This window comes from Zoogloea sp. (genome assembly GCF_017302315.1).
GTDB lineage: Bacteria > Pseudomonadota > Gammaproteobacteria > Burkholderiales > Rhodocyclaceae > Zoogloea.
Window position 1 is genome coordinate 77980 of record NZ_JAFLDT010000007.1, and the last position, 23551, is coordinate 101530.

General features: G+C 61.5%; 25 protein-coding genes. 8 read left to right on the forward strand and 17 right to left on the reverse strand.

Annotated elements, in window-relative coordinates; translation table 11 throughout:
- Entirely contained in the window at nucleotides 1-1002 is a 1002-nt protein-coding gene (gene fliG, locus J0L98_RS04210; RefSeq protein WP_296410286.1) for a flagellar motor switch protein FliG, read from the reverse strand.
- A complete protein-coding gene (fliF, locus tag J0L98_RS04215; RefSeq protein WP_296410287.1) occupies nucleotides 986-2692 on the reverse strand; it encodes a flagellar basal-body MS-ring/collar protein FliF in 1707 nt (568 codons plus the stop codon). The genes fliG and fliF overlap by 17 nt, the downstream gene beginning before the upstream one ends.
- A gap of 155 nt (nucleotides 2693-2847) precedes the next feature.
- Here fliF and J0L98_RS04220 point away from each other — a divergent pair, with 155 nt between their 5' ends.
- The 3 genes from J0L98_RS04220 to fliE all read left to right on the forward strand — a co-directional run bounded on the left by J0L98_RS04220 (nucleotide 2848) and on the right by fliE (nucleotide 5758).
- Nucleotides 2848-3951 (forward strand): ATP-binding protein, encoded by a 1104-nt coding sequence (locus J0L98_RS04220; RefSeq protein ID WP_296410288.1) that lies wholly within the window; start codon nucleotides 2848-2850, stop codon nucleotides 3949-3951.
- A gap of 34 nt (nucleotides 3952-3985) precedes the next feature.
- Nucleotides 3986-5374: a sigma-54 dependent transcriptional regulator gene (locus tag J0L98_RS04225; RefSeq protein WP_296410289.1), complete on the forward strand. Its 1389-nt coding sequence runs from the start codon at nucleotides 3986-3988 to the stop codon at nucleotides 5372-5374.
- A 63-nt stretch (nucleotides 5375-5437) separates the two neighbouring features.
- On the forward strand, nucleotides 5438-5758 hold the full coding sequence (gene fliE / locus J0L98_RS04230) for a flagellar hook-basal body complex protein FliE (RefSeq protein WP_296410290.1): 321 nt from the start codon (nucleotides 5438-5440) through the stop codon (nucleotides 5756-5758).
- Nucleotides 5759-5860: 102 nt separating this feature from the next.
- Here fliE and J0L98_RS04235 read toward each other — a convergent pair whose 3' ends face one another.
- From J0L98_RS04235 to rpiA, 3 genes are all read right to left on the reverse strand, one after another.
- Complete coding sequence (locus J0L98_RS04235; protein WP_296410291.1) at nucleotides 5861-6625, reverse strand: flagellar brake protein; 765 nt, start codon at nucleotides 6623-6625, stop codon at nucleotides 5861-5863.
- A gap of 145 nt (nucleotides 6626-6770) precedes the next feature.
- A complete protein-coding gene (gene phoU / locus J0L98_RS04240; RefSeq protein WP_296405694.1) occupies nucleotides 6771-7469 on the reverse strand; it encodes a phosphate signaling complex protein PhoU in 699 nt (232 codons plus the stop codon).
- A 66-nt stretch (nucleotides 7470-7535) separates the two neighbouring features.
- On the reverse strand, nucleotides 7536-8198 hold the full coding sequence (gene rpiA, locus J0L98_RS04245; protein WP_296410306.1) for a ribose-5-phosphate isomerase RpiA: 663 nt from the start codon (nucleotides 8196-8198) through the stop codon (nucleotides 7536-7538).
- A 227-nt stretch (nucleotides 8199-8425) separates the two neighbouring features.
- Between rpiA and J0L98_RS04250 the strand changes: the two genes are divergently transcribed.
- On the forward strand, nucleotides 8426-8857 hold the full coding sequence (locus J0L98_RS04250) for a YidB family protein (RefSeq protein WP_296410292.1): 432 nt from the start codon (nucleotides 8426-8428) through the stop codon (nucleotides 8855-8857).
- Between the two features lie 29 nt (nucleotides 8858-8886).
- Here J0L98_RS04250 and J0L98_RS04255 read toward each other — a convergent pair whose 3' ends face one another.
- The 7 genes from J0L98_RS04255 to clpS form a co-directional block, all read right to left on the reverse strand.
- Nucleotides 8887-9741 (reverse strand): sulfurtransferase, encoded by an 855-nt coding sequence (locus J0L98_RS04255; RefSeq protein ID WP_296410293.1) that lies wholly within the window; start codon nucleotides 9739-9741, stop codon nucleotides 8887-8889.
- Nucleotides 9742-9753: 12 nt separating this feature from the next.
- The gene (locus tag J0L98_RS04260; RefSeq protein ID WP_296410294.1) at nucleotides 9754-10116 is read right to left on the reverse strand and encodes an STAS/SEC14 domain-containing protein; all 363 of its coding nucleotides are present in this window, start codon (nucleotides 10114-10116) and stop codon (nucleotides 9754-9756) included.
- 184 nt (nucleotides 10117-10300) lie between these two features.
- Nucleotides 10301-11164 (reverse strand): EamA family transporter, encoded by an 864-nt coding sequence (locus tag J0L98_RS04265; RefSeq protein WP_296410295.1) that lies wholly within the window; start codon nucleotides 11162-11164, stop codon nucleotides 10301-10303.
- Between the two features lie 137 nt (nucleotides 11165-11301).
- Nucleotides 11302-12603, reverse strand: coding sequence for an isocitrate lyase (gene aceA / locus J0L98_RS04270; protein WP_296410296.1), 1302 nt, complete (start codon nucleotides 12601-12603; stop codon nucleotides 11302-11304).
- Nucleotides 12604-12911: 308 nt separating this feature from the next.
- Nucleotides 12912-13391 (reverse strand): ribonuclease E activity regulator RraA, encoded by a 480-nt coding sequence (rraA, locus tag J0L98_RS04275; protein ID WP_296405679.1) that lies wholly within the window; start codon nucleotides 13389-13391, stop codon nucleotides 12912-12914.
- Between the two features lie 83 nt (nucleotides 13392-13474).
- Nucleotides 13475-15757, reverse strand: a complete 2283-nt coding sequence (gene clpA, locus J0L98_RS04280; protein WP_296410297.1) for an ATP-dependent Clp protease ATP-binding subunit ClpA — start codon at nucleotides 15755-15757, stop codon at nucleotides 13475-13477.
- 1 nt (nucleotide 15758) lies between these two features.
- Nucleotides 15759-16067, reverse strand: coding sequence for an ATP-dependent Clp protease adapter ClpS (gene clpS / locus J0L98_RS04285; RefSeq protein WP_296405675.1), 309 nt, complete (start codon nucleotides 16065-16067; stop codon nucleotides 15759-15761).
- Nucleotides 16068-16457: 390 nt separating this feature from the next.
- Between clpS and J0L98_RS04290 the strand changes: the two genes are divergently transcribed.
- On the forward strand, nucleotides 16458-16661 hold the full coding sequence (locus J0L98_RS04290; protein WP_079433360.1) for a cold-shock protein: 204 nt from the start codon (nucleotides 16458-16460) through the stop codon (nucleotides 16659-16661).
- Between the two features lie 198 nt (nucleotides 16662-16859).
- Here J0L98_RS04290 and rpmG read toward each other — a convergent pair whose 3' ends face one another.
- From rpmG to radC, 3 genes are all read right to left on the reverse strand, one after another.
- Nucleotides 16860-17027, reverse strand: coding sequence for a 50S ribosomal protein L33 (gene rpmG / locus J0L98_RS04295; RefSeq protein ID WP_153161166.1), 168 nt, complete (start codon nucleotides 17025-17027; stop codon nucleotides 16860-16862).
- A gap of 28 nt (nucleotides 17028-17055) precedes the next feature.
- Nucleotides 17056-17292: a 50S ribosomal protein L28 gene (gene rpmB, locus J0L98_RS04300; RefSeq protein WP_079433361.1), complete on the reverse strand. Its 237-nt coding sequence runs from the start codon at nucleotides 17290-17292 to the stop codon at nucleotides 17056-17058.
- 119 nt (nucleotides 17293-17411) lie between these two features.
- Nucleotides 17412-18089 (reverse strand): DNA repair protein RadC, encoded by a 678-nt coding sequence (gene radC, locus J0L98_RS04305; protein ID WP_296410298.1) that lies wholly within the window; start codon nucleotides 18087-18089, stop codon nucleotides 17412-17414.
- Nucleotides 18090-18136: 47 nt separating this feature from the next.
- Between radC and coaBC the strand changes: the two genes are divergently transcribed.
- From coaBC to J0L98_RS04320, 3 genes are read left to right on the forward strand one after another with little or no spacing between them, the layout of a single operon-like run.
- Complete coding sequence (coaBC, locus tag J0L98_RS04310; RefSeq protein ID WP_296410299.1) at nucleotides 18137-19327, forward strand: bifunctional phosphopantothenoylcysteine decarboxylase/phosphopantothenate--cysteine ligase CoaBC; 1191 nt, start codon at nucleotides 18137-18139, stop codon at nucleotides 19325-19327.
- A gap of 27 nt (nucleotides 19328-19354) precedes the next feature.
- Nucleotides 19355-19804, forward strand: a complete 450-nt coding sequence (gene dut / locus J0L98_RS04315; RefSeq protein WP_296410301.1) for a dUTP diphosphatase — start codon at nucleotides 19355-19357, stop codon at nucleotides 19802-19804.
- A complete protein-coding gene (locus J0L98_RS04320; RefSeq protein ID WP_296410302.1) occupies nucleotides 19804-20232 on the forward strand; it encodes an NUDIX domain-containing protein in 429 nt (142 codons plus the stop codon). The genes dut and J0L98_RS04320 overlap by 1 nt, the downstream gene beginning before the upstream one ends.
- 57 nt (nucleotides 20233-20289) lie before the next feature.
- Here the strand turns inward: J0L98_RS04320 and J0L98_RS04325 are convergent, their stop codons facing one another.
- Both J0L98_RS04325 and J0L98_RS04330 read right to left on the reverse strand, forming a co-directional pair.
- Complete coding sequence (locus tag J0L98_RS04325) at nucleotides 20290-22968, reverse strand: 3-hydroxybutyrate oligomer hydrolase family protein (protein WP_296410303.1); 2679 nt, start codon at nucleotides 22966-22968, stop codon at nucleotides 20290-20292.
- 138 nt (nucleotides 22969-23106) lie between these two features.
- A partial coding sequence (locus tag J0L98_RS04330; RefSeq protein WP_296410304.1) for an isocitrate dehydrogenase kinase/phosphatase-domain containing protein occupies nucleotides 23107-23551 on the reverse strand: 445 nt, incomplete at its 5' end.

Here is a 23551-nt window from a genome sequence, read left to right on the forward strand (position 1 = left end):
TTAAACGAAGGCATCGTCGCCGCCACCGCTGGACAGAGCGATCTGGCCTTCCTCGGCCAGCCGACGGGCTGTCTTGAGGATCTCCTTCTGTTCGGCTTCCACTTCCGATAGTCGCACGGGGCCGCGGGATTCGAGGTCTTCCCGCAGCATTTCGGCGGCGCGCTGGGACATGTTCTTGAAGATTTTTTCGCGCATCTCGGGTGGCGCACCCTTGAGGGCGATGACCAGGGAATCGCTCTGGACCTCCCGCAGCAGGGTCTGGATGCCCCGGTCGTCCAGTTCCATGAGATTCTCGAACACGAACATCTCGTCGAGGATCTTCTGGGCCAGATCCGGATCGTACTCACGCACGTTGTCGAGGATGGCTGTCTCCGCAGCCGAACCGACGAAGTTGAGAATGTCTGCGGCATGGCGCACGCCACCCATGGCAGTCTTCTTGACGGTGGACGCACCGGCCAGCATGCGCGTGAGCGCTTCGTTGAGTTCGCGCAGGGCGACCGGCTGTACGCCGTCCAGGGTGGCAATGCGAAGCAGCACATCGTTGCGCAGGCGGTCGGTGAAGTGCTTGAGGATTTCCCCGGCTTGATCGAACTCCAGATGGACCAGGATGGTGGCGATGATCTGGGGGTGCTCGTTCTTGATCATGTCGGCGGCGGTCGGTGCATCCATCCACTTCAGGCTTTCGATCCCGGCGGTGTCGGAGCCCTGCAGCACGCGGCTGATCAGGTGGGTGGCCCGCTCGTCACCGAGGGCCTTGGTCAGCATGGCCTTGATGTGTTCGTGGTCGGCCTCGATGGGCGTACCCTTGTCGGCGAAGGCGATCAATTCGTCGAGAACGATTTCGACCTTCTCGCGTGGTTGGGACGCCATGCTGGCCATGGCTGCGCCAAGCTTCTGGACCTCCTTCGGGCCGAGTTGCTTCAGCACCTCGGCCGCTTCATCGGCCCCCAAGGTCATCAACAGCAGGGCGCCCTTCTCCTGGCCCTCATCGTTGCTGTTCATTGCTTCCCATCCATTCCTTGATCAGGTTGGCGACCACGCGCGGGTTGTTCTTGGCGATCTCGTGCACCTTGGCGAGTTTCTCGTCGTAGGCCAGGCGGGCGGCAGCTTCCGGCGACAGGGCCACCTCGGCGCCTTCCTCGTCCGTGCCTTCTTCGCCTTCTTCGCCTTCTTCCCCGTCGGCCCGGCCGGCCGCGGCGGCGTCGTCTTCTTCCTTCTCCTCGGGCGGAGGCGGCATGACTTGCTTCATCAGCGGCCGGATCACCCCGAAGGCGACGAACGCGATCACGCCGGCGATGACCAGATACTTGATGAGTTCCTTGAACAGGGCGATGTTGTCCGGATCCTTCCAGATCGGGGTTTCAAAGCTGTCCTTGTCGGAGACCACGAAGGCGCTGCTCGCGACGTTGATGGTGTCCCCTCTGTCCTTGCTGTAGCCGACCGCCTCGCGGACGAGGTCTTCAACCTGCTTGCGCTCGTCGTCGGTCAACGGGACGGTCTTGATGTTGCCGTTCTTGTCCTTCTCTTCCTTGTGGTTGATGGCCACGGCCACCGACAGGCGCTTGATCTGGCCGAGGGCCTTGCGCGTGTGCTGGATGGTCTTGTCCACCTCGTAGTTGATGGTCGCACTCTTGCTGGTGGTGAGCGGTAGTTGCCCGTCGGCACCGGCAGTGCCCGGCACGGCAGGGGTGGTTACGGGCGCCGTGGCAGGCACGGGCGGCTGGTTGCTGAGGGCGCCGGGAACCCCTTGCGGGCCCTGATCGCGGGTCTGGCTCTCGTTGCTTTGCTGGCTGCGGATGGCCTGCTCGGGAGAGGGGTTGGGGCGATAGGTTTCGGCGGTCTGTTCGGTCTGGTTGAAGTCCACGTCGGCGGACACCTGGGCGCGGAAATTGCCCTTGCCGAAAAGCGGCGTGAGGATGGCGTTGATGCGCCCGATGTAGCCTTCCTCGAGCTCGCGGGTGTACTTGATCTGGGTGGCGTCGAGGGAGGTGCGCAGGGGGTCGGGCTTCTTGGTGAGGAGGCTGCCGTCCTGGTCGATGACGCTCACATTGTCATTGGACAGGTTGGGCACGCTTGACGAGATCAGATGAACGATACCGGCGATCTGGGCCTGGTCCAGGCTGCGGCCGGTGTGCAGGTTCACCATCACCGAGGCGGTGGGCTTCTGCTCGTCGCGCAGGAAGGCCGTTTGCTTGGGAATCGCAAGATGCACCCGCGCGCCGGCGACGCTGGCAATGGACGAGATCGTGCGGGACAGCTCGCCTTCCAGGGCGCGCTGGTAGTTCACCTGCTCATGGAACTGGGACAGGCCGAGCTTCTGGGTCTCCATCAGCTCGAAGCCCACCAGGCCGCCCTTGGGGATGCCCTGGGCGGCCAAGCGCAGGCGCAGGTCGTGGACCTGGGTGGCGGGCACCAGGATGGCGTTGCCGTTTTCGGAGAACTTGTAGGGAATGTTCTGTTGCTGGAGGCTGGCAACGACGGCGCCGCCATCCTTCTCTGCGAGGTTGGAGAACAGGACGGAATAGTCCGGTTGGCGGCTCCACAACAGTACGCCGACGATCAGGGCAATGCCGAACGCCAGCGCAGCGCCGGCAGCGAGCTTCTGGCGCTGGGACAGGTTGCGGATGTTCTCCTGCACCTGTGCAAAGGGTGAGGCGGGCGGTACCGGAGCGGCGGCCTCTTCTGCTGCCATGGAAACATTCCCCCTATTTCGGATGTTCGCATTCTGGCGTGCCGGATTGCCGTTCTACGGGGGGATTAGCAGCGCTTTTTGCCGCCTATTTGCCGCCTTGCCGGGGTGTTGGCGGGCCTAAGCTGCGAACCGGTGAATTTCGTCTCTGTCGTCCCATGACCGACCCTGCTGCTGAAGACCGCCTTGATGCCCGCCAACTGGCCGATGCCTTTCGCCAGTTCAGCCTCGCATCGGAGGCGCTGACCGGCGCCTATGCGGGGCTGCAGACCCAGGTTGGTCAGCTGACCGAGCGTTTGAGCGTGCTGATGGGTGCCTTGCCGGCAGGTGTGGTGGTGCTGGATCGGGATGCCCGGGTTGTCCAGGCCAACAAGGCGGTGGAGAGCATGTTTGGTGTCGTCCTGGCGGGGATCCACTGGACGGATTTTTGCGCAGGCCGGTTGACTGAGACAGAGACACCCGGCGAGTGGCAGCTTGAACTGGGTGGTGAAACGCGACGCGTCACTCGGGTCGATGCCCCTCTGGAGTCCGGGGAGGGGCGCATCGTGTTGCTTACGGATGTGACCGATGCCCATCGCATGCGCCTTGCCGCCGAGCGCAACGAGCGTCTGGCGGCAATGGGCGAGATGGTTGCCGGCCTGGCGCATCAGCTACGCACCCCCCTGTCGGCCGCACTCCTGTACACGGCGACCCTGGTTCAGCAGGACATGGGGCCTGCGGACAAGGAGCGTGTGGGCAGTCGTGCCCTGGAGCGCCTGCGCCACCTGGAGAAGCTCATCCGCGACATGTTGCTGTTTGCCCGTGGAGAGACGCTCGGGCGGGAGCCTTTTGCCATCTGTGATCTCGTGGCCGAGCTGGCCCAGACCCTGGAGCCTGTGGCCAGAGCCCGGGGGTTGCGCTTCGATGCCACGTGCACCTGCGGCGCCACCCGTGTCGTGGGTGACCGCAAGGCGATTGCAGGTGCCCTGACCAACTTGCTGGAGAACGCGGTCCAGGCCCTGGATGCGGGAGGCTCCATTTGCTTTCGTGCCGAGCAGGATGGCATGCAGGCCCGTTTCCGGGTTGCCGATGACGGGCGGGGGATTGAACCTGCTCTTCAGTCAAGGCTATTTGAGCCGTTCTTTACTACCCGATCCGATGGAACCGGCTTGGGGCTGGCCATCGCCCGGGGGGTTGCCCGTGCCCATGGTGGCGACATCGGCATCGAGTCGGAACCCGGCCGAGGCTCCACCTTCACCCTGACCCTCGCCATGGGCGGATGACGCCCTGCTCTATCCGAGTACTTGAGAGATCTCCATGTCCGAATCCCTCCACATTCTGGTTGTCGAAGACGATGCGCCCTTGCGGGATGCCGTGTGCCTGACCCTTGAGCTTGCCGGCCATACGGTGTCGGGCGTCGGGGATGGTCCGGCGGCGCTGGCCGAGGCGGATCGGCAGGCCTTCAACTTGGTCTTGTCGGATCTGAAGATGCAGCCCATGGACGGCCTTCAACTTCTGGCGGAACTGCGTCAGCGTCTGCCCCAATTGCCCGTATTGCTGATGACTGCCTTTGGGGATGTGGAGAAGGCGGTCGATGCAATGCGTGGTGGTGCCTGCGATTTCCTGATGAAGCCTTTTGAGCCCGGGATACTGCTTGAACATGTGCAGCGCTATGCCGTGACCCGCCAGGCCGACGGGATGATCGCCGCCGATCCCCATACACGCAATTTGCTGGCGCTGGCCGACCGGGTGGCCGAGACGGATGCGACGGTGCTGCTCACCGGAGAGTCTGGTACGGGCAAAGAGGTCTTTGCTCGCTATCTGCATGAGCATTCCCTTCGGCGCAACGGGCCGTTTGTGGCCATCAACTGCGCCGCGATTCCGGATACGCTCCTGGAGGCCACGCTGTTCGGCCACGAGAAGGGGGCGTTTACCGGGGCTGCTTCCTCCCAGGCAGGCAAGTTCGAGCAAGCTGAAGGCGGCACCCTGTTGCTTGATGAGATTTCGGAAATGCCCCTTGGTCTGCAGGCCAAGCTGCTGCGTGTATTGCAGGAACGGGAGGTCGAGCGGGTGGGCGGCAAGAAGGCCATTCCCCTGGACATCCGGGTACTGGCCACGACCAACCGGGACATGAGCAAGGAGGTCGCGGCGGGGCGCTTCCGGGAGGATCTGTTCTATCGGCTCAATGTATTTCCCCTGGGGATTCCATCCCTGCGCGAGCGGCCAGGCGACATCGTTCCGTTGGCACGGCACTTTGCCCTGATGCACGGGGTGCGCCTCAAGCGCGCGGGGAAGCTCTCGCCAGAGGCCGAGGCCCTTCTGGTGACCTATCCTTGGCCAGGCAACGTCCGGGAGCTGGAGAACACGGTCCAGCGTGCGTTGATCCTGAGTGGTGGCGAGGCGGTGTCGGCGGAGACCATCCGGCTGTGTCTGCCCCACTGGAATGGTGAGCCGGTGCGACTGCCGGTGCCCACGCTTGCCGTTACGGCAGTTTTTGCCGCAGAGTCGGCAGTATCTGCCGGAGAGGCGGCCAAGGATGTGGGGCGTCCGGCCAATATGAAGGATCTCGAGCGCGAGCACATCCTCCAGGTTCTGAAGGAGGTTGGGGGGTCGCGAAAACGCGCAGTAGCGCAGCTCGGCATCTCGGAGCGGACGCTGCGTTACAAGCTTCAGCAGTATCGCCAGGAGGGGCTGTTCTCCGGCTGATGGCCCATTGTGCCGCTTGGCACGTGGCTTGCTCTGCTATAGTCGAGAAAAAGGAGCAGGATCATGGATACCCGCGGAATCGACCAAATGCTGTCCGAGCTGCGCGCCACTTCGCAGGTGGCGTCGGGCAAGTCTGCCCAAGCGGCTGCGTCCGCCGGGGCCACCGATTTCGGGCAGGTTCTGCAGAGTGCCATCGCCGACGTGAGTTCGGCGCAGATGCAGGCGCAGGAGATGGCCAAGGGCTTCTCGGCCGGTGACCCGAATGTCAATCTTCAGGATGTAATGGTGAATCTGCAGAAAGCGAACCTGTCTTTCCAGCAGATGGTGCAGGTGCGCAACAAGCTGGTCACGGCTTACCAGGACATCATGAACATGTCGGTGTAAGCGCCAAGGCGATCCGTCGCGCAGTGCTTCATGTGGAAACAATGAGAAGAGCCGGCCTTGCCGGCTCTTCTCATTGAGGGCCTGCCTTTACCTGCAAGCCCGTCAACGAATACGTTCCCTTGCGTTGCGTTCCCGCTCGGTGCGCAATATGTAGCGCTGTATTGACGATGCCATGCTGGCAGGCAGATTCATGAACTCGCAGCCGGCGCGCAGCACTACACTGCCGTCCCGATTGGTGATGCGGAACAGATTGCGTACCCTGAGGGTGGTGGCGATGGGACCAACGTCCGGGAGCATCAGCCGGCAGTCGGCAAATTCCATGTCGGGCTCGAAAGGCACCCCGCTGGGCGGGACAGTGACTGCCAATCCCCCCCCGCTGATATCCACGACGTCTGCTTCGACGGTGACAAACTTGTTTTCGCCATCCACCAGAACGGGAATCCGGCAACTCAGGTTGTGGGGGCTGGGGGCAGTGAGGCGATAGTATTCCCGTCGCTGCAAGCGCAACAGCACATCCGGGAGTGCGATCCGGAAGGCCTGATGCCCTTCATGGGGAAAGCGCTCGATATCGGTGGCGGCAAACTGGATCTTGATCTTGTCAAGCTGGGTTACGCAGATCAGCTTTTCGGCCGCTTCAACGCGCAGATTGATGGCTTCATCGCTGGCCGCATCAAGAATGAGATGCTGCTCGTCGGCCGTGATAGCGAGGATTGCGCTCAGGAAGGAGTCTGCACTGGCGTCAATGAATGCGCTCAGCATCGCGCGCCTTTGCATCAAGGCCCGTAGATTGTAGAGGATGTCGGTTTTTTCGCGCAGCAGGTAACGGGAATAGTCGTCGGCCTGCAGGAGTTCGAACTTGAGAGGCATGGTGGCGGTGGCGTCCGGCAATCGGATGATGAGCCGGATTCTAGCAGCCCCGCATGGGCTGCCGGAGCCGCCGTTGCCATGATCCGATCAGCAGTGGCGATTTGCCGGGACACCGGGGGGCAAAGCCCCCCGTGCGGAATGCCGTTCAGCGGGTTGCTTCGCGTTCGATCTCTTCAAGGCTGGTGTGGCGCACATCACGGCCCTTGACCATGTAAACCACGTACTCGGCGATGTTCTTGGCATGGTCGCCGATACGCTCCACCGATTTGGCCACGAACATCAGTTCGATGGATTGGGAAATGGTGCGCGGGTCTTCCATCATGTAGGTGATGAGCTGGCGCATGATGCCCTTGAATTCGGCGTCCACTTCCTTGTCCTGCCGGACCACCTGGGCCGCCGAGATGGTGTCCAGGCGGGCGTAGGCGTCGAGGGAGGTGCGCAGCATGTCGACCACCGCCGTCGCGATATGGGCGAGACGGATCTGGGGCGTGAAGTTCGATCCAGTGGTGTGTAGCTGCTTCGCCGTCTTGGCGATCTTCTTGGCCTCATCACCGATCCGTTCCAGGTCGGTGATGGTCTTCTGGACGGTGCTGATCATGCGCAGATCAACAGCGGTGGGTTGGCGTTTGGCGATGACCTGGTTGCAGGCTTCGTCCAGTTCGATTTCCAGATGGTTGACCCGGTTGTCGTTCTCGATGACCTGATCGATCAGCAGCAGATCTCCGTCGGAGAGGCCTTCCATGGCCTTCACGATCTGCAGTTCGACCATGCCGCCCATCTGCAGAACCCGGGTTCGGATACCTTCCAGTTCGGCGTCAAACTTCTTGGAGGTGTGCTCGTTCATGGGGAAATCCTGTTGGAGAGGGTATGTAATCAACAAAGCCTAGCAGTGCAAGATGACGATTTTGTTTCAACTCCGTTCATAGGTCATCACGCCGTCGGCCGTCGCAAGCAGGAGAACGTCCGCGCCCCGCTTGGCAAACAGGCCGCTGGTGACGACGCCGACGATCCCGTCAATCGCGATCTCCAGGCCGGCAGGGTCGTCGATGGCAAGATCATGAACGTCAAGGATCAGGTTGCCGTTGTCGGTGATGAAGCCGTCCCGTAATACCGGGCGGCCGCCCAGCCGGACAAGCTCACGCGAGACCTGGGCGCGGGCCATGGGGATCACCTCTATCGGAAGGGGGAAGCGGCCTAGGCGTTCCACCTTCTTGCTTGCGTCGCAAATGCATACGAAAGTGCGCGCGACCGCCGCAACGATCTTTTCCCGAGTCTGGGCTCCTCCGCCACCCTTGATCATGGCCAGGGATGGGTCGATTTCGTCTGCACCGTCGATGTAGATGGGGAGCGATTCGACTTCGTTCATGTCCAGAAGCCGGATACCATGGCCCGCCAGTCGGCGGGCCGATGCTTCGGATGAGGCGACGGCGCCTTCGATTCGATCCCTCATCGTGGCCAGCCCGTCGATGAAGAAGTTGGCGGTGGAGCCGGTGCCTACGCCGACGATCTTGCCTTCGATCACGTAGTCGAGTGCCCGCAGCGCGGCCTGTTGCTTGAGTTCGTCCTGGGTCATGGTGGTGTTGGCCACTGCAAAAAGATTAAATTCTAACGGGGCGGCACAAACCGGTCAGATTCGGCGAGCCGCTGGGGTAGGATCCAGCTCTGTAAAGAGTGTAAACATCCTGTGGCGCTTGCGGGGAACCATGATGTGGCCCACGCCGCAGGATCTGCGATGGTTGAGGTGGTTTTGCATGGCGGGTCCGGAACTTCCCGGATCGTCTTTTTGACTGGAGGCAACGTATGGGTTTGCTCGATCAACTTGCAGGACAGGTTCTGGGTTCGCTGGCAGGAGGCGCGCAGGGTGGCGGTCAGTCGCCCTTGCTTCAGCTTGTGCTGAACCTGATTCAAAACAGTGAAGGTGGGCTGGGCGGACTTCTCTCCAAGTTCAATCAGGCCGGTCTGGGTGACCAGGTGGCTTCGTGGGTCGGGACGGGCCAGAACCTGCCGGTCAGCGCGGAGCAGCTCGGGCAGGCCCTCGGCGGGGCCGGTGGTTTGGGAGATATGGCCGCACAGCTTGGCTTGCCGCAAGAGCAATTGGCCGGACAGCTCGCCCAGTTGTTGCCCCAGGTCATTGATGGCCTGACCCCGAATGGTCAACTGCCCGCTGAAGGGAGCGATCTCTTGGGGCAAGGGTTGTCGTCGGTTCTTGGCAGTCTGCTTGGCAAGGCCTGAGAGGGTGTCAAGAAAACTGCTGCGCGTGTTCAGCCCGGTCCGGTCGCCACAGGCCGGGTCGGGTCCGCGCACCATTCGCTCCACGAGCCGGGATACAAGCGTGCCCCATCCAGACCGGCGACCTCCATTGCGAGCAGGTTGTGGCATGCCGTGACGCCGGAGCCACACTGTAGAACCGCTATATTTGCGTTCCCGCCCTTGAGGATCTGACCGAAGTCCTCCTGAAGCTCCGACGCCTGTTTGAAGCACCCGTCCGGGCCGAGATTGTCCTTGAAGAAACGATTGACGGCGCCGGGGATATGCCCGCCAACGGGGTCAAGGGTTTCATTTTCGCCCCGATAGCGGTCGGGCGTGCGGGCATCAACAAGCAGCATCCCGGGTTTATTCAGATGGTTCAGCACGTAGTCTGCATCGACCTTCATGTTGTCCTGCGGCCGGAGAACGAATGTCGTGGCGCGGGGCTCCGAGGTCTCGGTGCTCAGGGGAAGACCGTTGGAGAGCCAGGCCTGCAGCCCCCCATTGAGGACTGCCACGTGATCGTGTCCCAGCCAGCGCAGGAGCCACCATAAGCGAGCGGCAAACATTCCGCCCGCATCGTCGTAGGCGACCACCTGCGTCCGGTCGTCAACGCCCAGGCTGCCAAGTTTTTCGGCCAGCCGTTCCGGTTCGGGCAGCGGGTGGCGTCCATTGCGCCCGGTAAGAGGGCCTGACAGGTCGGTCTCCAGGTCGAGGAACAACGCCTCAGGAAGATGCCCGGATGCATAGGCCTTCCTGCCGTACCCTGGGTCGCCAAGATTGAACCGGCAATCAAAAATACGCCAGGCGGGGCTGGCTTGCCGGGCAAGGTCCGTGGCGCTGATCAGGCTTGTGAACGGGACGGACATGGCCTCCGGACCTCAGCTTACCGGGGTCTCGATGCCGCCCAGCCACGCTTCGGCATCTTCGGTGTCGTCGAAGACTCGAACATCGGCGTCCACAAACATTTGCGACAGCCAAGCGCTCCAGGCAATCCATTGATCCCTGGTGAGGATGGCAATACGGGCGAAATCGCGGGCATGGGCCCGTGCGAAGCGGATCTCCTCGAGTGCCATATCCACCGTGAAGCCGCTCATCTCCCTCAGGTCGAAGAGAAGATCGACGGGGCCTTCGAACTTCACTTTGAAGTTGATGACTTCTTCGAACTCCTTGTAATCGGCCAGGGTGAACTCTCCCAGGACGGTTACGTTGACCCGGTTTTCCTTGTGGTCGGTGGTGATCATCGTCTGCTTCCTTTCTGGGCTGAGAGCTTGTCAATATACCTACGAGCGGCCTGATTTCGCTCCTGCGGTGCTTGTGGCTTGCCTCGTGCGGCTGTGCTTCCCGGCGCGAACTCGAACCGCTCGCCACGATTTCTTCACATGCTCTGACTGGGCCGTACCAGTGTAGCCCCCCGTTGCCCGCGCTTCAATCGGACTCCAGGGCTGCGGTGGGTTTTCGCGATGCCATGGATACCCAGACACCGCTGGCAATGATGATGAGGATCGCCAGTATCGAGGTCCATGGCAGGCGCTCGTCCCACAAGGCAACACCGAAAAGGCTGGAGAAGATCACGGTGGTATAGGCAAGGTTGGCCGACACGATGGTCTTTCCGTAGCGGTAGGCACGTGTCATGGCCAGTTGTGCGCATCCGCCGAATCCGCCAACGCCGAGCAGGATGGCTGCATCCTTCAGGCTCACGGTGTTTGCGCTGCCTGAGGCAAGCGCCCATGGCAGGCCGCAAGCGGCTGTGATGAGTGAAAACCAGAGCACGGTGCGGGCTTCCGGTTCGCCCAGACGACCGAGCTCCCGGACGTTCAGGTATGCAAGGCTGGCAATCAGGCCAGAGCCCAGCCCGCCGAGTGCTCCAGCCCATTGCGCGGGGTCGAGGGTGGGCTGGAGCAGGAGAACGACACCGATGAAACCCAACGCGACAGCCGCGAACAGATGCTTTCCGACACGCTCCCGGAACCAGCAGGCGAGGAGCAAGGCGACAAACAGTGGCGAGGTGTAGTTGAGTGTCACCGCTGTGGCCAAGGGCAGGATGCCGAGGGCAAAGAAGTAACACATCAGGGCGATGGTCCCTGACACGCCCCGGGATAGCTGCAGGCGCCAGTGGGGCGTTGCGCATGAAAGTGCCTGCAGGCGAAGCAGTCCGAACATCATCACAAAGCCGACCAGGCCACGGTAGAACACCAGCTCACCCGTTGTATAACGGGCTGAGCCGAGCTTCACGCAAACCCCCATGCATGCGAACAACAGACTGGCTACGATCATCCACAGGGATTGCATGATGCGGTGCGGAAGGCGAAAGGCGCCATTCTACTGGAGGCCTCACCACCATGCTGCGGACGAGAAAAAGCCCCCGCAGTTTACCTGCGGGGGCTCATCAACCAGGCGTGCCGGTGAGGGGTACCGGCGATCCGGGCTTAGTGGAACTGCTCTTCTTCGGTGGAGCCGGTCAGGGCCGTCACGGAGGACTTGCCACCCTGGATCACGGTGGTCACATCGTCGAAGTAACCGGTACCGACTTCCTGCTGGTGCGACACGAAGGTGTAGCCACGATCCCGGGCAGCGAATTCCGGCTCCTGAACCTTCTCAACGTAGGCAGACATGCCGCGGGCGGCGTAGTCCTGGGCCAAGTCGAACATGTTGTACCACATGGAGTGGATGCCAGCCAGGGTGATGAACTGGTACTTGTAGCCCATGGCACCCAGCTCCTTCTGGAACTTGGCGATGGTAGCGTCGTCCAGGTTCTTCTTCCAGTTGAAGGACGGGGAGCAGTTGTAGGCCAGCATCTTGCCCGGGTGAACCTTATGCACGGCTTCGGCGAACTTGCGGGCAAATTCCAGATCCGGCGTGCCGGTTTCGCACCACACCAGGTCGGCGTAGTCGGCGTAGGCGATGGCGCGGGAGATGGCTTGATCCAGGCCCTTCTTGGTCTTGTAGAAGCCTTCAGCGGTGCGCTCACCGGTCAGGAAGGGCTTGTCGTTCTCGTCGTAGTCGGAGGTCAGAAGGTCGGCAGCTTCGGCATCGGTACGGGCGATGACCAGGGTCGGCACGCCATAGACGTCGGCAGCCATACGGGCAGCGATCAGCTTTTGCACGGCTTCGGTGGTCGGAACCAGAACCTTGCCACCCATGTGGCCGCACTTCTTGACGGAAGCCAGCTGGTCTTCCCAGTGCACGCCAGCAGCGCCGGCGCGGATCATGGCCTTCATCAGTTCGTAGGCGTTGAGCACGCCGCCGAAACCGGCTTCAGCGTCAGCAACGATCGGCAGGTGGTATTCCACGTGGCCGGCATCACCCTTGTTGATGTTCTTGGACCACTGGATTTCGTCAGCACGGTTGAAGGCATTGTTGATGCGCTCGACAACTTTGGGCACGGAGTCAACCGGGTACAGGGACTGGTCCGGGTACATGGCGGCGTACTCGTTGTTGTCGGCAGCAACCTGCCAGCCGGACAGGTAGATGGCCTTGATGCCGGCCTTGGCTTGCTGAACGGCTTGGCCGCCGGTCAGGGCGCCCAGACAGTTGACGTAGGGCGTGTTGTTCACCAGATCCCACAGCTTTTCGGCACCGCGGCGGGCCAGGGTGTGCTCGACCTGGAAAGAGCCGCGCAGGCGGACGACGTCAGCTGCGGAGTAACCGCGCTTGATGCCTTTCCAGCGGGGGTTTTCAGCCCAGTCTTTTTCGAGGGCGGCGATTTGCTGTTCGCGAGTCAGAGACATACGACATCCTTTACTAACGTTGGAGGGGAGGGAAAACCGGCGGAGCGGTCCGGCCCTGGAGTGGGCGGCAGACCCCATCCTGCTTATTTGTCCGGTGTCCTGGAGACTTGTGGGGTCTGAAAGGAGAGTCCGGTCAGTGGGTGAGAGTATAGGCAGGATTCTGCACGGCAGCAACAGGTCTTATATAAGACATAAGAAATAAATTTCTTTTTAAAAACATGTCACTATGTAAAATATTTTGCATTGTGAAACGCCGTCGGTGATTGTGAAAAGAAAATCCGCTGCACCGCGGCGTTTTTCGATGCCGCTTACAGCAATGGGGCCTCGGAAACGATCACGCCATCCTCATCGGCGTATACATATTGGCCGGTGGAAAAGGTGACGCCCCCAAAGCTCACGGGGATGTCGAGGTCGCCGGCCCCTTTCTTGACGCTCTTCATCGGGTGCGTTCCGAGAGCAAAGACACCCAGGTCCATGCCGCTTATCGGGCCGGAGTCCCGGATGCAGCCGTACATGATGACGCCGGACCAACCGTTCTTCACACCAAGCAGGGCCAACTGGTCGCCAAGCATCGCGCAGCGCGTCGAGCCACCCGCGTCGACGACGAGTACGGCACCATTCCCGGGCGTCTCCAACGTTGATCGGACGAGGGCGTTGTCCTCGAAGACCTTCAGGGTCCGGACGGGGCCTGAAAAGCGGGTCTTGCCACCGAAGCTGCGGAACATGGGGGCGACGGCACGCACCTTTCCTTCGTTGGCATCACAAAGGTCGGTAGTCTGGAATTCCATGCTGACTCCATTGAGTTGAGGGAGGGACAAAGAAAGCGGGCGGCCTAGGCCGCCCGCAGGACAAGGGTTTCGGTTGGGGAAAACTATACCGCAGCTTCAGCCAACTCTTCGAACACAAGCCTGACCTTGTCGCTATCGTCCAAGTCGATGGTGACGGTTCCTCCGCTGGACAGGCGCCCAAAGAGGAGTTCGTCGGCAAGGGCGGAGCGGATGGTGTCTTGAATCAGGCGGGCCATGGGGCGGGCGCCCATGAGGGGGTCAAAGCCCTTCTTGCCCAGCCACTCCTTGAGCCGTTCGGTGAAGTGCGCTTCGACTTTCTTCTCGTGGAGCTGGGCCTCAAGCTGCATGAGGAACTTCTCGACGACGCGAGTGATGATGTCGTGATCCAGCCCCTTGAAGGAGATGATGGCATCAAGGCGGTTGCGGAATTCCGGCGAGAACAGGCGTTTGATGTCGGACATTTCATCACCCTGCTCGCGCTTGGCCGAAAAGCCGATGATGGCCTTCTGCATGGTTTCGGCGCCGGCGTTCGTGGTCATGATGATGATGGTGTTGCGGAAGTCTGCCTGGCGCCCATTGTTATCAGTCAGGGTGCCATGATCCATGACCTGCAGGAGAATGTTGTAGATGTCGGGGTGAGCCTTCTCGATCTCATCCAGCAGCAGTACACAGTGCGGCTTCTTGTTAACTTGCTCGGTCAGCAGCCCACCCTGGTCGAACCCGACATAGCCCGGTGGCGCACCGATCAGGCGCGATACGGCATGGCGCTCCATGTACTCGGACATGTCGAACCGTACAAGCTCGATGCCGAGGGTGTAGGCGAGCTGGCGTGCAACTTCGGTCTTGCCCACGCCAGTGGGGCCGCTGAACAGGAAAGAGCCGATCGGCTTGTGGGGATTGCCGAGGCCCGAGCGCGACATCTTGATGGCCTTGCCGAGCGCCTCAATGGCGGCGTCCTGGCCAAAGACGACGTTTCTGAGATCCCTCTCCAGTGTTCTGAGGGCTGCCTTGTCATCGTTGGAGACACTGCGCGGCGGGATGCGTGCGATCTTGGCAACGATTTCTTCAATCTCGGTCTTGCCGATGAGCTTCTTCTGGCGCGACTTCGGCAGGATGCGTTGTGCAGCCCCGGCCTCGTCAATCACGTCGATCGCCTTGTCGGGCAGGTGACGATCATTAATATAGCGGGCGGAGAGCTCTGCCGCGCTTGAAAGCGCGGAGGCAGAGTACTTGATGCCGTGGTGCTGCTCGAAACGCGACTTCAGCCCCTTGAGGATCTCCACCGTCTCGGACACAGAGGGCTCGACCACGTCCACCTTCTGGAAACGACGGGACAGGGCGTGATCCTTTTCGAAGATCTGACGGAACTCGTTGTAGGTGGTTGCGCCAATGCACTTCATCTGGCCTGACGAGAGGGCTGGCTTGAGCAGGTTGGACGCATCCAGCGTGCCGCCGGATGCTGCGCCGGCACCAATCAGGGTGTGAATCTCGTCAATGAACAGGATGGCGTTAGGGTGATCGGCAAGCTGCTTGAGGACCGCCTTGAGCCGCTGTTCGAAATCTCCCCGGTACTTGGTGCCTGCCAGCAGTGCTCCCATATCCAGTGCGTACACCTGGGCATCCGCGAGGATCTCGGGCACGCGCCCTTCCACGATGCGCCGGGCAAGCCCTTCGGCGATGGCAGTCTTGCCCACGCCAGCCTCCCCAACCAGCAGGGGGTTGTTCTTGCGGCGTCGGCACAGGGTCTGGATGACGCGCTCGACTTCCTTCTCGCGCCCGATGAGGGGGTCGATCTTGCCCATCAGGGCCTGCTGATTGAGATTCTGGGTGTAATTGTCGAGCGCTCCGCCGGCCGAATTGCCTTCCTGCTCCTGTTCGCCCTGCTCCGACTCACCCGCCGGCCGGCCGGTAGCCGGGTTCGCCCCTTGTTGCGGGGTCTTGGTGATGCCATGGGAAATGAAATTCACGACGTCCAGGCGGGATATGTTCTGGCGTTGGAGAAAGTAAACTGCGTGAGAGTCCTTTTCACCGAAGATCGCGACCAGCACATTGGCGCCAGTGACTTCCTTCTTGCCCGACGACTGGACGTGCAGGATGGCTCGCTGGATGACGCGTTGGAAGCCGAGCGTCGGTTGCGTGTCGATATCCTCGGTGCCTTCGACCTTGGGCGTGTGCTCGTTTACAAAATTGGTAAGTTCCTTGCGCAACTCGTCGGTCTTGGCCGCGCAGGCGCGCAAGACTTCTGCAGCGGAGGGGTTGTCGAGGAGAGCAAGCAGAAGGTGCTCCACGGTAATGAACTCATGCCTCTTTTGCCGTGCTTCGACAAAGGCCATGTGCAGACTGACTTCAAGCTCTTGCGCGATCATTTCAGTTTTCCTCCATGACGCAAGCCAGCGGGTGCTGATGCTGACGTGCGTACGCGATGACCTGCTCGACTTTGGTGGCCGCGACGTCCCTTGGGAAGACACCACAAACCCCAACGCCCTCTCTGTGTACTTTGAGCATGATCCGAGTTGCTTGTTCGCGATCCTTGCCAAAGTATTTCTCTATCACAGCCACCACGAAATCCATGGGGGTGAAATCGTCGTTAAGGAGCATGACCTTGAAAAGGGGTGGGGGTTTGACCCGCGTCACCGCCGTTTCAAGTACAGACTCTTCCTGCTTTTTGATGACCATGCGACCCATTCTAAACAACCCCGATGATTGTGCAAGAGTGACTTGGCACACTCGCCGGGGCATTCCAAAGCGGTGCACTTGCCCCGTCATGGTGCATTGCAGGCGGGACGAAAGCAGCGTTGAAATGTCGGGTTTTGTTGGGAAGCGCACAAAAACCGACATTTTTCTGCCACTTTCGTGTTGTGCTGCAACATTTGTGCCGGTTTACAAATGCGTTGACGAGGTGAATCAAGTCACGTAAAAGCATTTTTGTGTTCGTGCCGAGTATGAGGCGACAGGGTTTGCGTCGCGTGTTCAAAGAAACGCCCTCGAAAGTCTTGCGCTTGTCTTGTCCCGATCGCACGCCGGAGGTCCGGATCGTATTACTGCAATCAAGAAGGAAATAGCAATATGGCAACTGGTACTGTTAAGTGGTTCAACGACGCCAAGGGTTTCGGCTTCATCACGCCGGACGATGGTAGTGAAGACCTGTTCGCGCACTTCTCCGCGATCAACATGAATGGGTTCAAGTCGCTGAAGGAGGGGGAGAAGGTTCAGTTCGAGGTCACTCAGGGGCCGAAGGGCAAGCAAGCGTCGAACATCCAGCGCGCTTGATACGCTTCGATCCGCCGGGGCCGATGGTCTTGGCGCCGTGATCCTGACCGCCGACATGCGCAAGCCTGTCGGCGGTTTTGTTTGGTGTGATCAGTCTTGCTTCTGGCGGCCTCTTGATCGACCTGGCCGAGAAGCAAAAAACCCGCACAAGGCGGGTTTTTCGTGGTGCAACAAGCGGTAATCGCGTGCCGGAAGCAATTACTTGAGTTTCACTTCCTTGTACGGCACGTGCTTGCGGGCAACGGGGTCGTACTTGCTGAACTCAAGCTTGTTCGGGGTGGTGCGCTTGTTCTTGGAGGTGGTGTAAAAATGCCCGGTGCCAGCAGTGGACTCGAGCTTGATCTTTTCGCGGCCGCCTTTTGCCATGTCGATTTATCTCCGGTGGTGAAAAGGCTCAGACCTTTTCGCCGCGAGCGCGAAGCTCGGCGACGACGGCGTCGATGCCCTTCTTGTCAATGGTGCGCAGGGCCGCATTGGATACGCGCAGGCGCACCCAGCGATTCTCGGCTTCGCTCCAGAACTTGCGGTTTTGCAGGTTCGGCAGGAAGCGGCGCTTGGTTTTGTTGTTCGCGTGGGAAACGTTGTTACCCACCATCGGTGCTTTTCCGGTCACTTGGCAAACGCGAGCCATTTGTTGCTCCAAACTGGTTTTGATTCGATAAGACTCTCGATTATAAGCGACGAAGTTCACTCGAATCAATACCTTGGTGTGTTTCAGATGATGAATATGCCGCTTGTCGCGGCCGGAACCTAGAGCAGACCACGCTCTGCAAAGGAAACGGGGGCTGCGTTGCCTGCCACGATGAAGTGGTCGAGAACCCGCACATCCACCAGCGCCAGGGCCTGGGTGAGGCTCTTTGTCAGCGATTGGTCGGCGATGCTGGGTTCGCCGACGCCCGAGGGGTGGTTGTGGGCAAGGATCACCGCGGCGGCATTGTGCTCAAGGACAAGCTTGACGACTTCCCGCGGGTAGACGGAGGTTTGGGTCAGCGTACCGCGAAAGAGTTCGAACTTGCCCATGACCCGGTTTTGAGCGTCGAGGAGCAGGATCATGAAGACTTCATGGGGGAGCTGCGCGAGCTTGAGGCGCAGCCAGTCGCGCACGGCACGGGGGGAGTCGAGCACGTCACGGCGGGCCATCTCCTCGCCGAGTGCGCGACGTGCCAGTTCGAGTACGGCTTGCAGCTGGGCGTACTTCGCAGGGCCCATGCCCGGAATGGCGGAGAAGGCCGAGGCTGACGCGGCACACAGGGGTGAAAGGCCGCCAAAATGCCCCAGGAGGTCGCGGGCAAGATCGACGGCACTCTTGCCGCGGATGCCGACCCGCAGGAACAGGGCCAGCAGTTCGGCGTCGGACAGGGCGCCGGCACCAAGGGCGAGAAGGCGCTCCCGCGGGCGTTCGTCGGCAGGCCAGTCGGTGATTGCCATGGCGTGTACAATTCCAGCTTCTGAAGGACTCGGATAATACCATTGGCATGAGCGAGCTCAAGGGCAGGAAACTGGTGTTGGGGGTGACGGGAGGCGTGGCCGCCTACAAGGCGGCTGAGTTGGTTCGCCTGCTGGGCAAGGCCGGGGCGGATGTCCACGTGGTGCTGACGGAAGGGGGCGCACGCTTCGTGACGGCGGTCACTTTCCAGGCCCTATCCGGCAACCGGGTGTGGACCGACCTGTGGGATCCGCGCATGGATAACAACATGGCGCATATCGATCTGACCCGCGATGCGGATGCGATCCTGATTTCTCCGGCCACGGCTGATGTCATGGCCAAACTGGCCCATGGTCTGGCGGACGATCTTTTGACAACGCTGTGTCTGGCGCGGGATTGCCCCCTGCTGGTGGCGCCAGCAATGAACCGACAGATGTGGGAACACCCGGCCACACAGCGCAATGTTGCCCAGTTGCGCGCCGACGGGGTGACCCTGTTCGGACCGGCGGCGGGCGAGCAGGCCTGTGGCGAAGTGGGATTGGGGCGCATGCTGGAGCCGGAAGACCTGTGCGAAGCGGTGATCGGCTTCTTTCAGCCGCGTCTGCTTGCCGGACGGCGGGTGGTCATGACGGCCGGCCCGACCTTCGAGGCCATTGACCCGGTGCGCGGTATCACCAACTCAAGTTCCGGGAAGATGGCCTATGGCTTGGCCCGCGCCTGCTCCCAGGCCGGGGCCGAGGTGACCCTGGTCAGTGGCCCCGTTGCCCTGCCCGTGCCGGCGGGGGTTCGCCGGGTGAATGTGCGCAGCGCGCTCGAAATGCGTGAAGCGGTGTTTGCTGCCCTGCCCGGCGCGGATGTCTTCATCGGGGTGGCGGCCGTGGCGGATTATCGTCCGGCCACGTCTGCCGAACACAAGATCAAGAAGTCCGGTGCCGAGTTGTCCATTACGTTGACACCCAACCCCGATATCCTCGCAGACGTCGCCAACTTGCCGAAGCCGCCATTTTGCGTCGGCTTTGCCGCCGAGAGCCGCAATCTGGACGACTATGCGGAAGGCAAGCGCAAGGCCAAGAAGCTGCCCCTGATCGTTGGAAACCTGGTTCAGGATGGCCTGGGTGGAGACGACAACCTGATCGTGCTCTACGATGACGCCGGCCGTCACCCCTTGCCGCGAGCACCGAAGCCTGATCTCGCACGGGCCATCGTAGCCCACTTGGCGAGCCTGTTGCCCGAAGTTTGAAACCCAGCCCTGAACGATTGGATTGTCATGCACCAGATCGATATCAAGATTCTTGACGAACGCCTGAAGTCCCAGCCGCCCGCGTATGCGACCGACGGTTCGGCCGGCCTGGACCTGCGGGCCTGCATTGATGCACCGATCAACCTTGCTCCCGGGCACACGGCCTTGGTGCCGACCGGCCTGGCGATCCATCTGGCCGATCCCGGACTGGCGGCGATGATCCTTCCCCGCTCGGGTCTTGGGCACAAGCACGGTATCGTGCTTGGCAATCTGGTGGGTCTGATCGACTCGGACTACCAGGGGCAGATCTTCGTGTCGGCGTGGAATCGTGGGCACGAACACTTTACCGTGCAGCCCATGGAGCGCATCGCCCAGCTGGTTGTCGTGCCGGTACTGCAGATGGCTTTCAACGTGGTCGACGACTTTGACGCCAGCGAGCGGGGTGCCGGTGGTTTTGGCAGCACGGGAAAACACTGATGCGTCATCCGGGGATCCCGACCGGCGTGCACGTCCTGCTCGAACGGGACGGCCGGATACTGCTGATGCGCAGAGCTGGGACGGGGTTCTTCGACGGGCTGTACAGCTTGCCGGGCGGGCATGTCGAGGATGGAGAGTCCGTGGAGCAAACGGCTGTCCGCGAGATGGCCGAAGAGCTCGGCGTCAGGATTGACGCATCCGTTCTGAGGGTCGTGGGGGTGATACACCGCCGCTCCGACACGAACCGGATCGACTTCTTTGTCAGCGCGCCGGTATGGGGCGGTGAGCCGCATGTTGCGGAGCCAGACAAATGCGACGCGCTGGGCTGGTTTCCGCGGAATGCGTTGCCGGAGTCCGTTGTGCCGTATGTCCGAGAGGCCCTTGCAGAGGGGGATGGCCCATGGATCAGGGAGTCCGGCTGGCGCTAGTATGAAAAACCCCGGTCCTGAGAACCGGGGTTTTTCCTTTACGGCCAGCAGGCCCGCTTATTCGGGAACGCTGACCGTTCCACCGTTATAGGAAATGACATCGCCAGCTGCCGGGGTGCTTGCAATGGGGGGGACATTGCCCGCGGACAACGCTGGCGCCGAGCCCGCCGCGCCGCCGCGCGGCGTGGTGCGAATCACCTGGGAGTCGGGCAGTGCAGTGCCGTTCTTCAGGTGGGCATACATGATGTCCATGCCACGATTGAAGTACACATGAAGGGGCACCAGATTGCTGTCGTAGCCCGGCAGAAGGCCGTTATCGATGAACGCATCGAAGTGCTGGGCGTTGGTGACTTCGTAGTAGCGGAGCTTGCTGGCAGATCCGTCCGACTTCCGGCTAGCCCCGTAGTAAGCACGGGACGCATGATTGACCGGGATCAGGGTATCCGAGCGGCCGGACACGATGACCGTGGGCTTGCCGTTCAGCATTCCGGTGGCCTGTACTTCCGCAATGCCCTGGCGGACGCGGTCGGACTGGGTGAGCAGGGTGCCACTCAGCTTGCTGCCGGTCACCGCATCCGTGCCGGTGACAAGGGAGCGGGCGCACAGGGCGCCGTCGAGGGCTGCGTCGGCGAGGCCCGTGGAGGGAGATACGGCGAGGACATCCCGCTTGGCGCCGCCGCTGGCCTCGTTGTAGACCAGATTGATGCCGCCGGTTGGAGGAACGCCGTTGCCGGAGGCAAAGATGCCTGCCTGAACCAGTGCGCTGGTCGCCGTGACATTGCCCAGCGTGGCACCTGCCGTAGCGACCGTGCTGGCGAAGCTGAAGCCGCAAACATTGTCAGCCACGCTGAAACGCCCGAGGGTGTTCAGGTAGGTGACGACGATGGACGGTGTGGCAAAAGCGTGATGGGAGGCGTGATACAGATCGTGTTCAGTGCTCCAGCCATAGGCGCGCAGTTTCTGTAGGGCTTCGTCGGCTTGTGCCTGCAGCGTCGTACCGGCCAGGAGGCCCTTGGCCTTGAGCGCGGTGCATCGATTGGTCGCATAGCCGGCGACAAAGGCGGCACCGGGTGAGCCTGTGGCCGCGCTGGCCAAGGCTGCGCAGGGTTGGTAGAGGTTTGCGTAGGTGAAGTAGTCGATCAGCGGCTTGCCGATGGTGCTGACCGTGGTGGAGCCCTGTTTGACGCCGATACCGCTCACGTCCTTGGGCTGGATCTGGGGCTCGCCCACCGCCACGCCATCAATCAGACCGAGGCTGTCCTGCTCGGCGGCGAGGAGCGCAGCACCGGCGCCGTTGGATACCGAAGAGGCGATGACCAGCGTATTGGCCGGGCGGATGTTGCGGGGCTTCTTCCCGCTTGCATCGGTCGTACCAAACTTCTCATTGAGCACATAAAAGGCGAACCCTACCGCATCAAGGGTATTGCGGCCCCAGTCCTTTTCGGGGTTCTGCTGGGAGTGGGCGTGCTTGTAGGCGATCCGGTTGGGGAAGGCGGCGTTGAAGGCGTCGAGCTGGGTCTTGGTGAGGTTTGCCACGAAATGCGCCCGCGTACCGGCAGCGCTGGCCGAGGACACCGTTCCATCGATCAGGTTGGTGGTGTCGAGGGCCAGATCATGCATGCCGTTGCCGCTACCCTTGTCGGTATAGGCGACGGCGCAACCATGCTTCAGGCCCCATTCACCCGCCGTACCGATGGCGCCATAGATGCCCCGTGAGCCGGAGGAGGTGGCGGTCACCAGACAGGGTTGGGAGGTGCTGAAGTTCGCCGGAATCTGCACCATGACCGTGACCTGGCGCGTGCCGTCTGCGTTGCCGGAATAGGCGATGGCCTCGGTGCCGGCAATCTTGCCTTCACCCAGGGTATCGCCGCCGTTGATGTCGATGTTGGGTCCGTAGAACGTGCCGTAGCCGCCGGTGGGCTTGTTGGCGTCCACAAGGGCGCGATAGTTGTTGTAAATGGCGTTGCGGCGCAACTCGGCCGCCGTTGGAGCCGCGGAATTGGCATAGGCCGGCGCCACGGCGCTGCCGAGTCCGGTCTTGCCGAGTCCTGCGGTGAGGAGGTCGTCGCTGCTTCCGTCGTAGGACTGAATGCGGTAGGAGTCGGCGCGGATGCGTTCTGGGCGGCGGTTGTAGGCGATGAAGCCGGTGCCGGAGGGGCGCAGATCGACGAGGGTCAGCAGGCGGTCCGTTTCATCGCCGTCGATGCTGGCCGTGCCAGGCTGAAACTTGGCATGCCTCAAGGAGGCCGGGCGCTTGCCCAGTTCCGATTCCAGGGCATCCAGCAGTCGGGTGTCCGCGTTGGCGACAGTGGCCGCACTCACTTGGCTGAAGGTGGCTGCGTTGAACGCCGCCTTCAGCGCGGCATCGGATGTGACGCCCAGGGCGAGCAGGGCAATGCTGTTGGTTGCGGAGTTGATGTTGATCGGCTTGCCGGCATCATCCTCGGTGACCAGGGCATGCCACACACCCTGGCTTCCGGTGACCTGGAGCATCAGCGGAAAGCTCAGGCCGACTGTTTGCACGGAATAGTTGCCGTTGCTGTCGGTGGTGGCCGTCCGGGTTTGGCCGGATCTGTCCTTGATGGTGACCGTGTTGTTCGCAATGGCCAGCCCTTCGGCTGCAATGCCGCTCATCTGGATGCTGCTGTCCTTGTCTCCGCCACCACCACAGGCGCCCAGAATCAGAGCGCTGCCAACCGCCACGACGAGAGCCTTCAGTTGAAACCGGTGTTTCATGTCTCCTCCTTTATTGGTTATGGAAGTGCCATTCGAATGGCTGCTTCACATCCATGGTGGTGCCTGGCGGGAAAGAGCGACACTGGGGTTTACCTGAATCAAGGTAAAAGACGCAATAACGGGGCGGAGCGTGCCAAGTCAGGGAAGGGGCGCCGGGCCGGGAGGCTCGGCCTTGAAGGCGTTGCAGAAGCGCAGTTCCTGAGGATAGGGGTAGAAGTCTTCCACGTGCCCGTCGCGGATTCGGGCCTGGGCCTCCTGCCAGAACCGAGGATCAAGCAGGTTGCGGTGGTGCTTGAGAAAAGCTTTGCGGATCTTCGGCTGGCCAAGCAGGAAGGTGGCGAATTCTTCGGGAAAGACATCCATCGGGCCGGCCGAGTACCAAGGCTCGCCGGACATTTCCATGTCTTCGTTGGGGGCGGGAGGAATCTTGCGGAAATTGCAGTCCGTCATGTATTCGATTTCGTCGTAGTCGTAAAAGACGACTCGCCCATAACGGGTCACACCGAAGTTCTTCCAGAGCATGTCACCGGGGAAGATGTTGGCGATGGCCAGCTCACCGATGGCCTGGCCGTACTCCCGCACA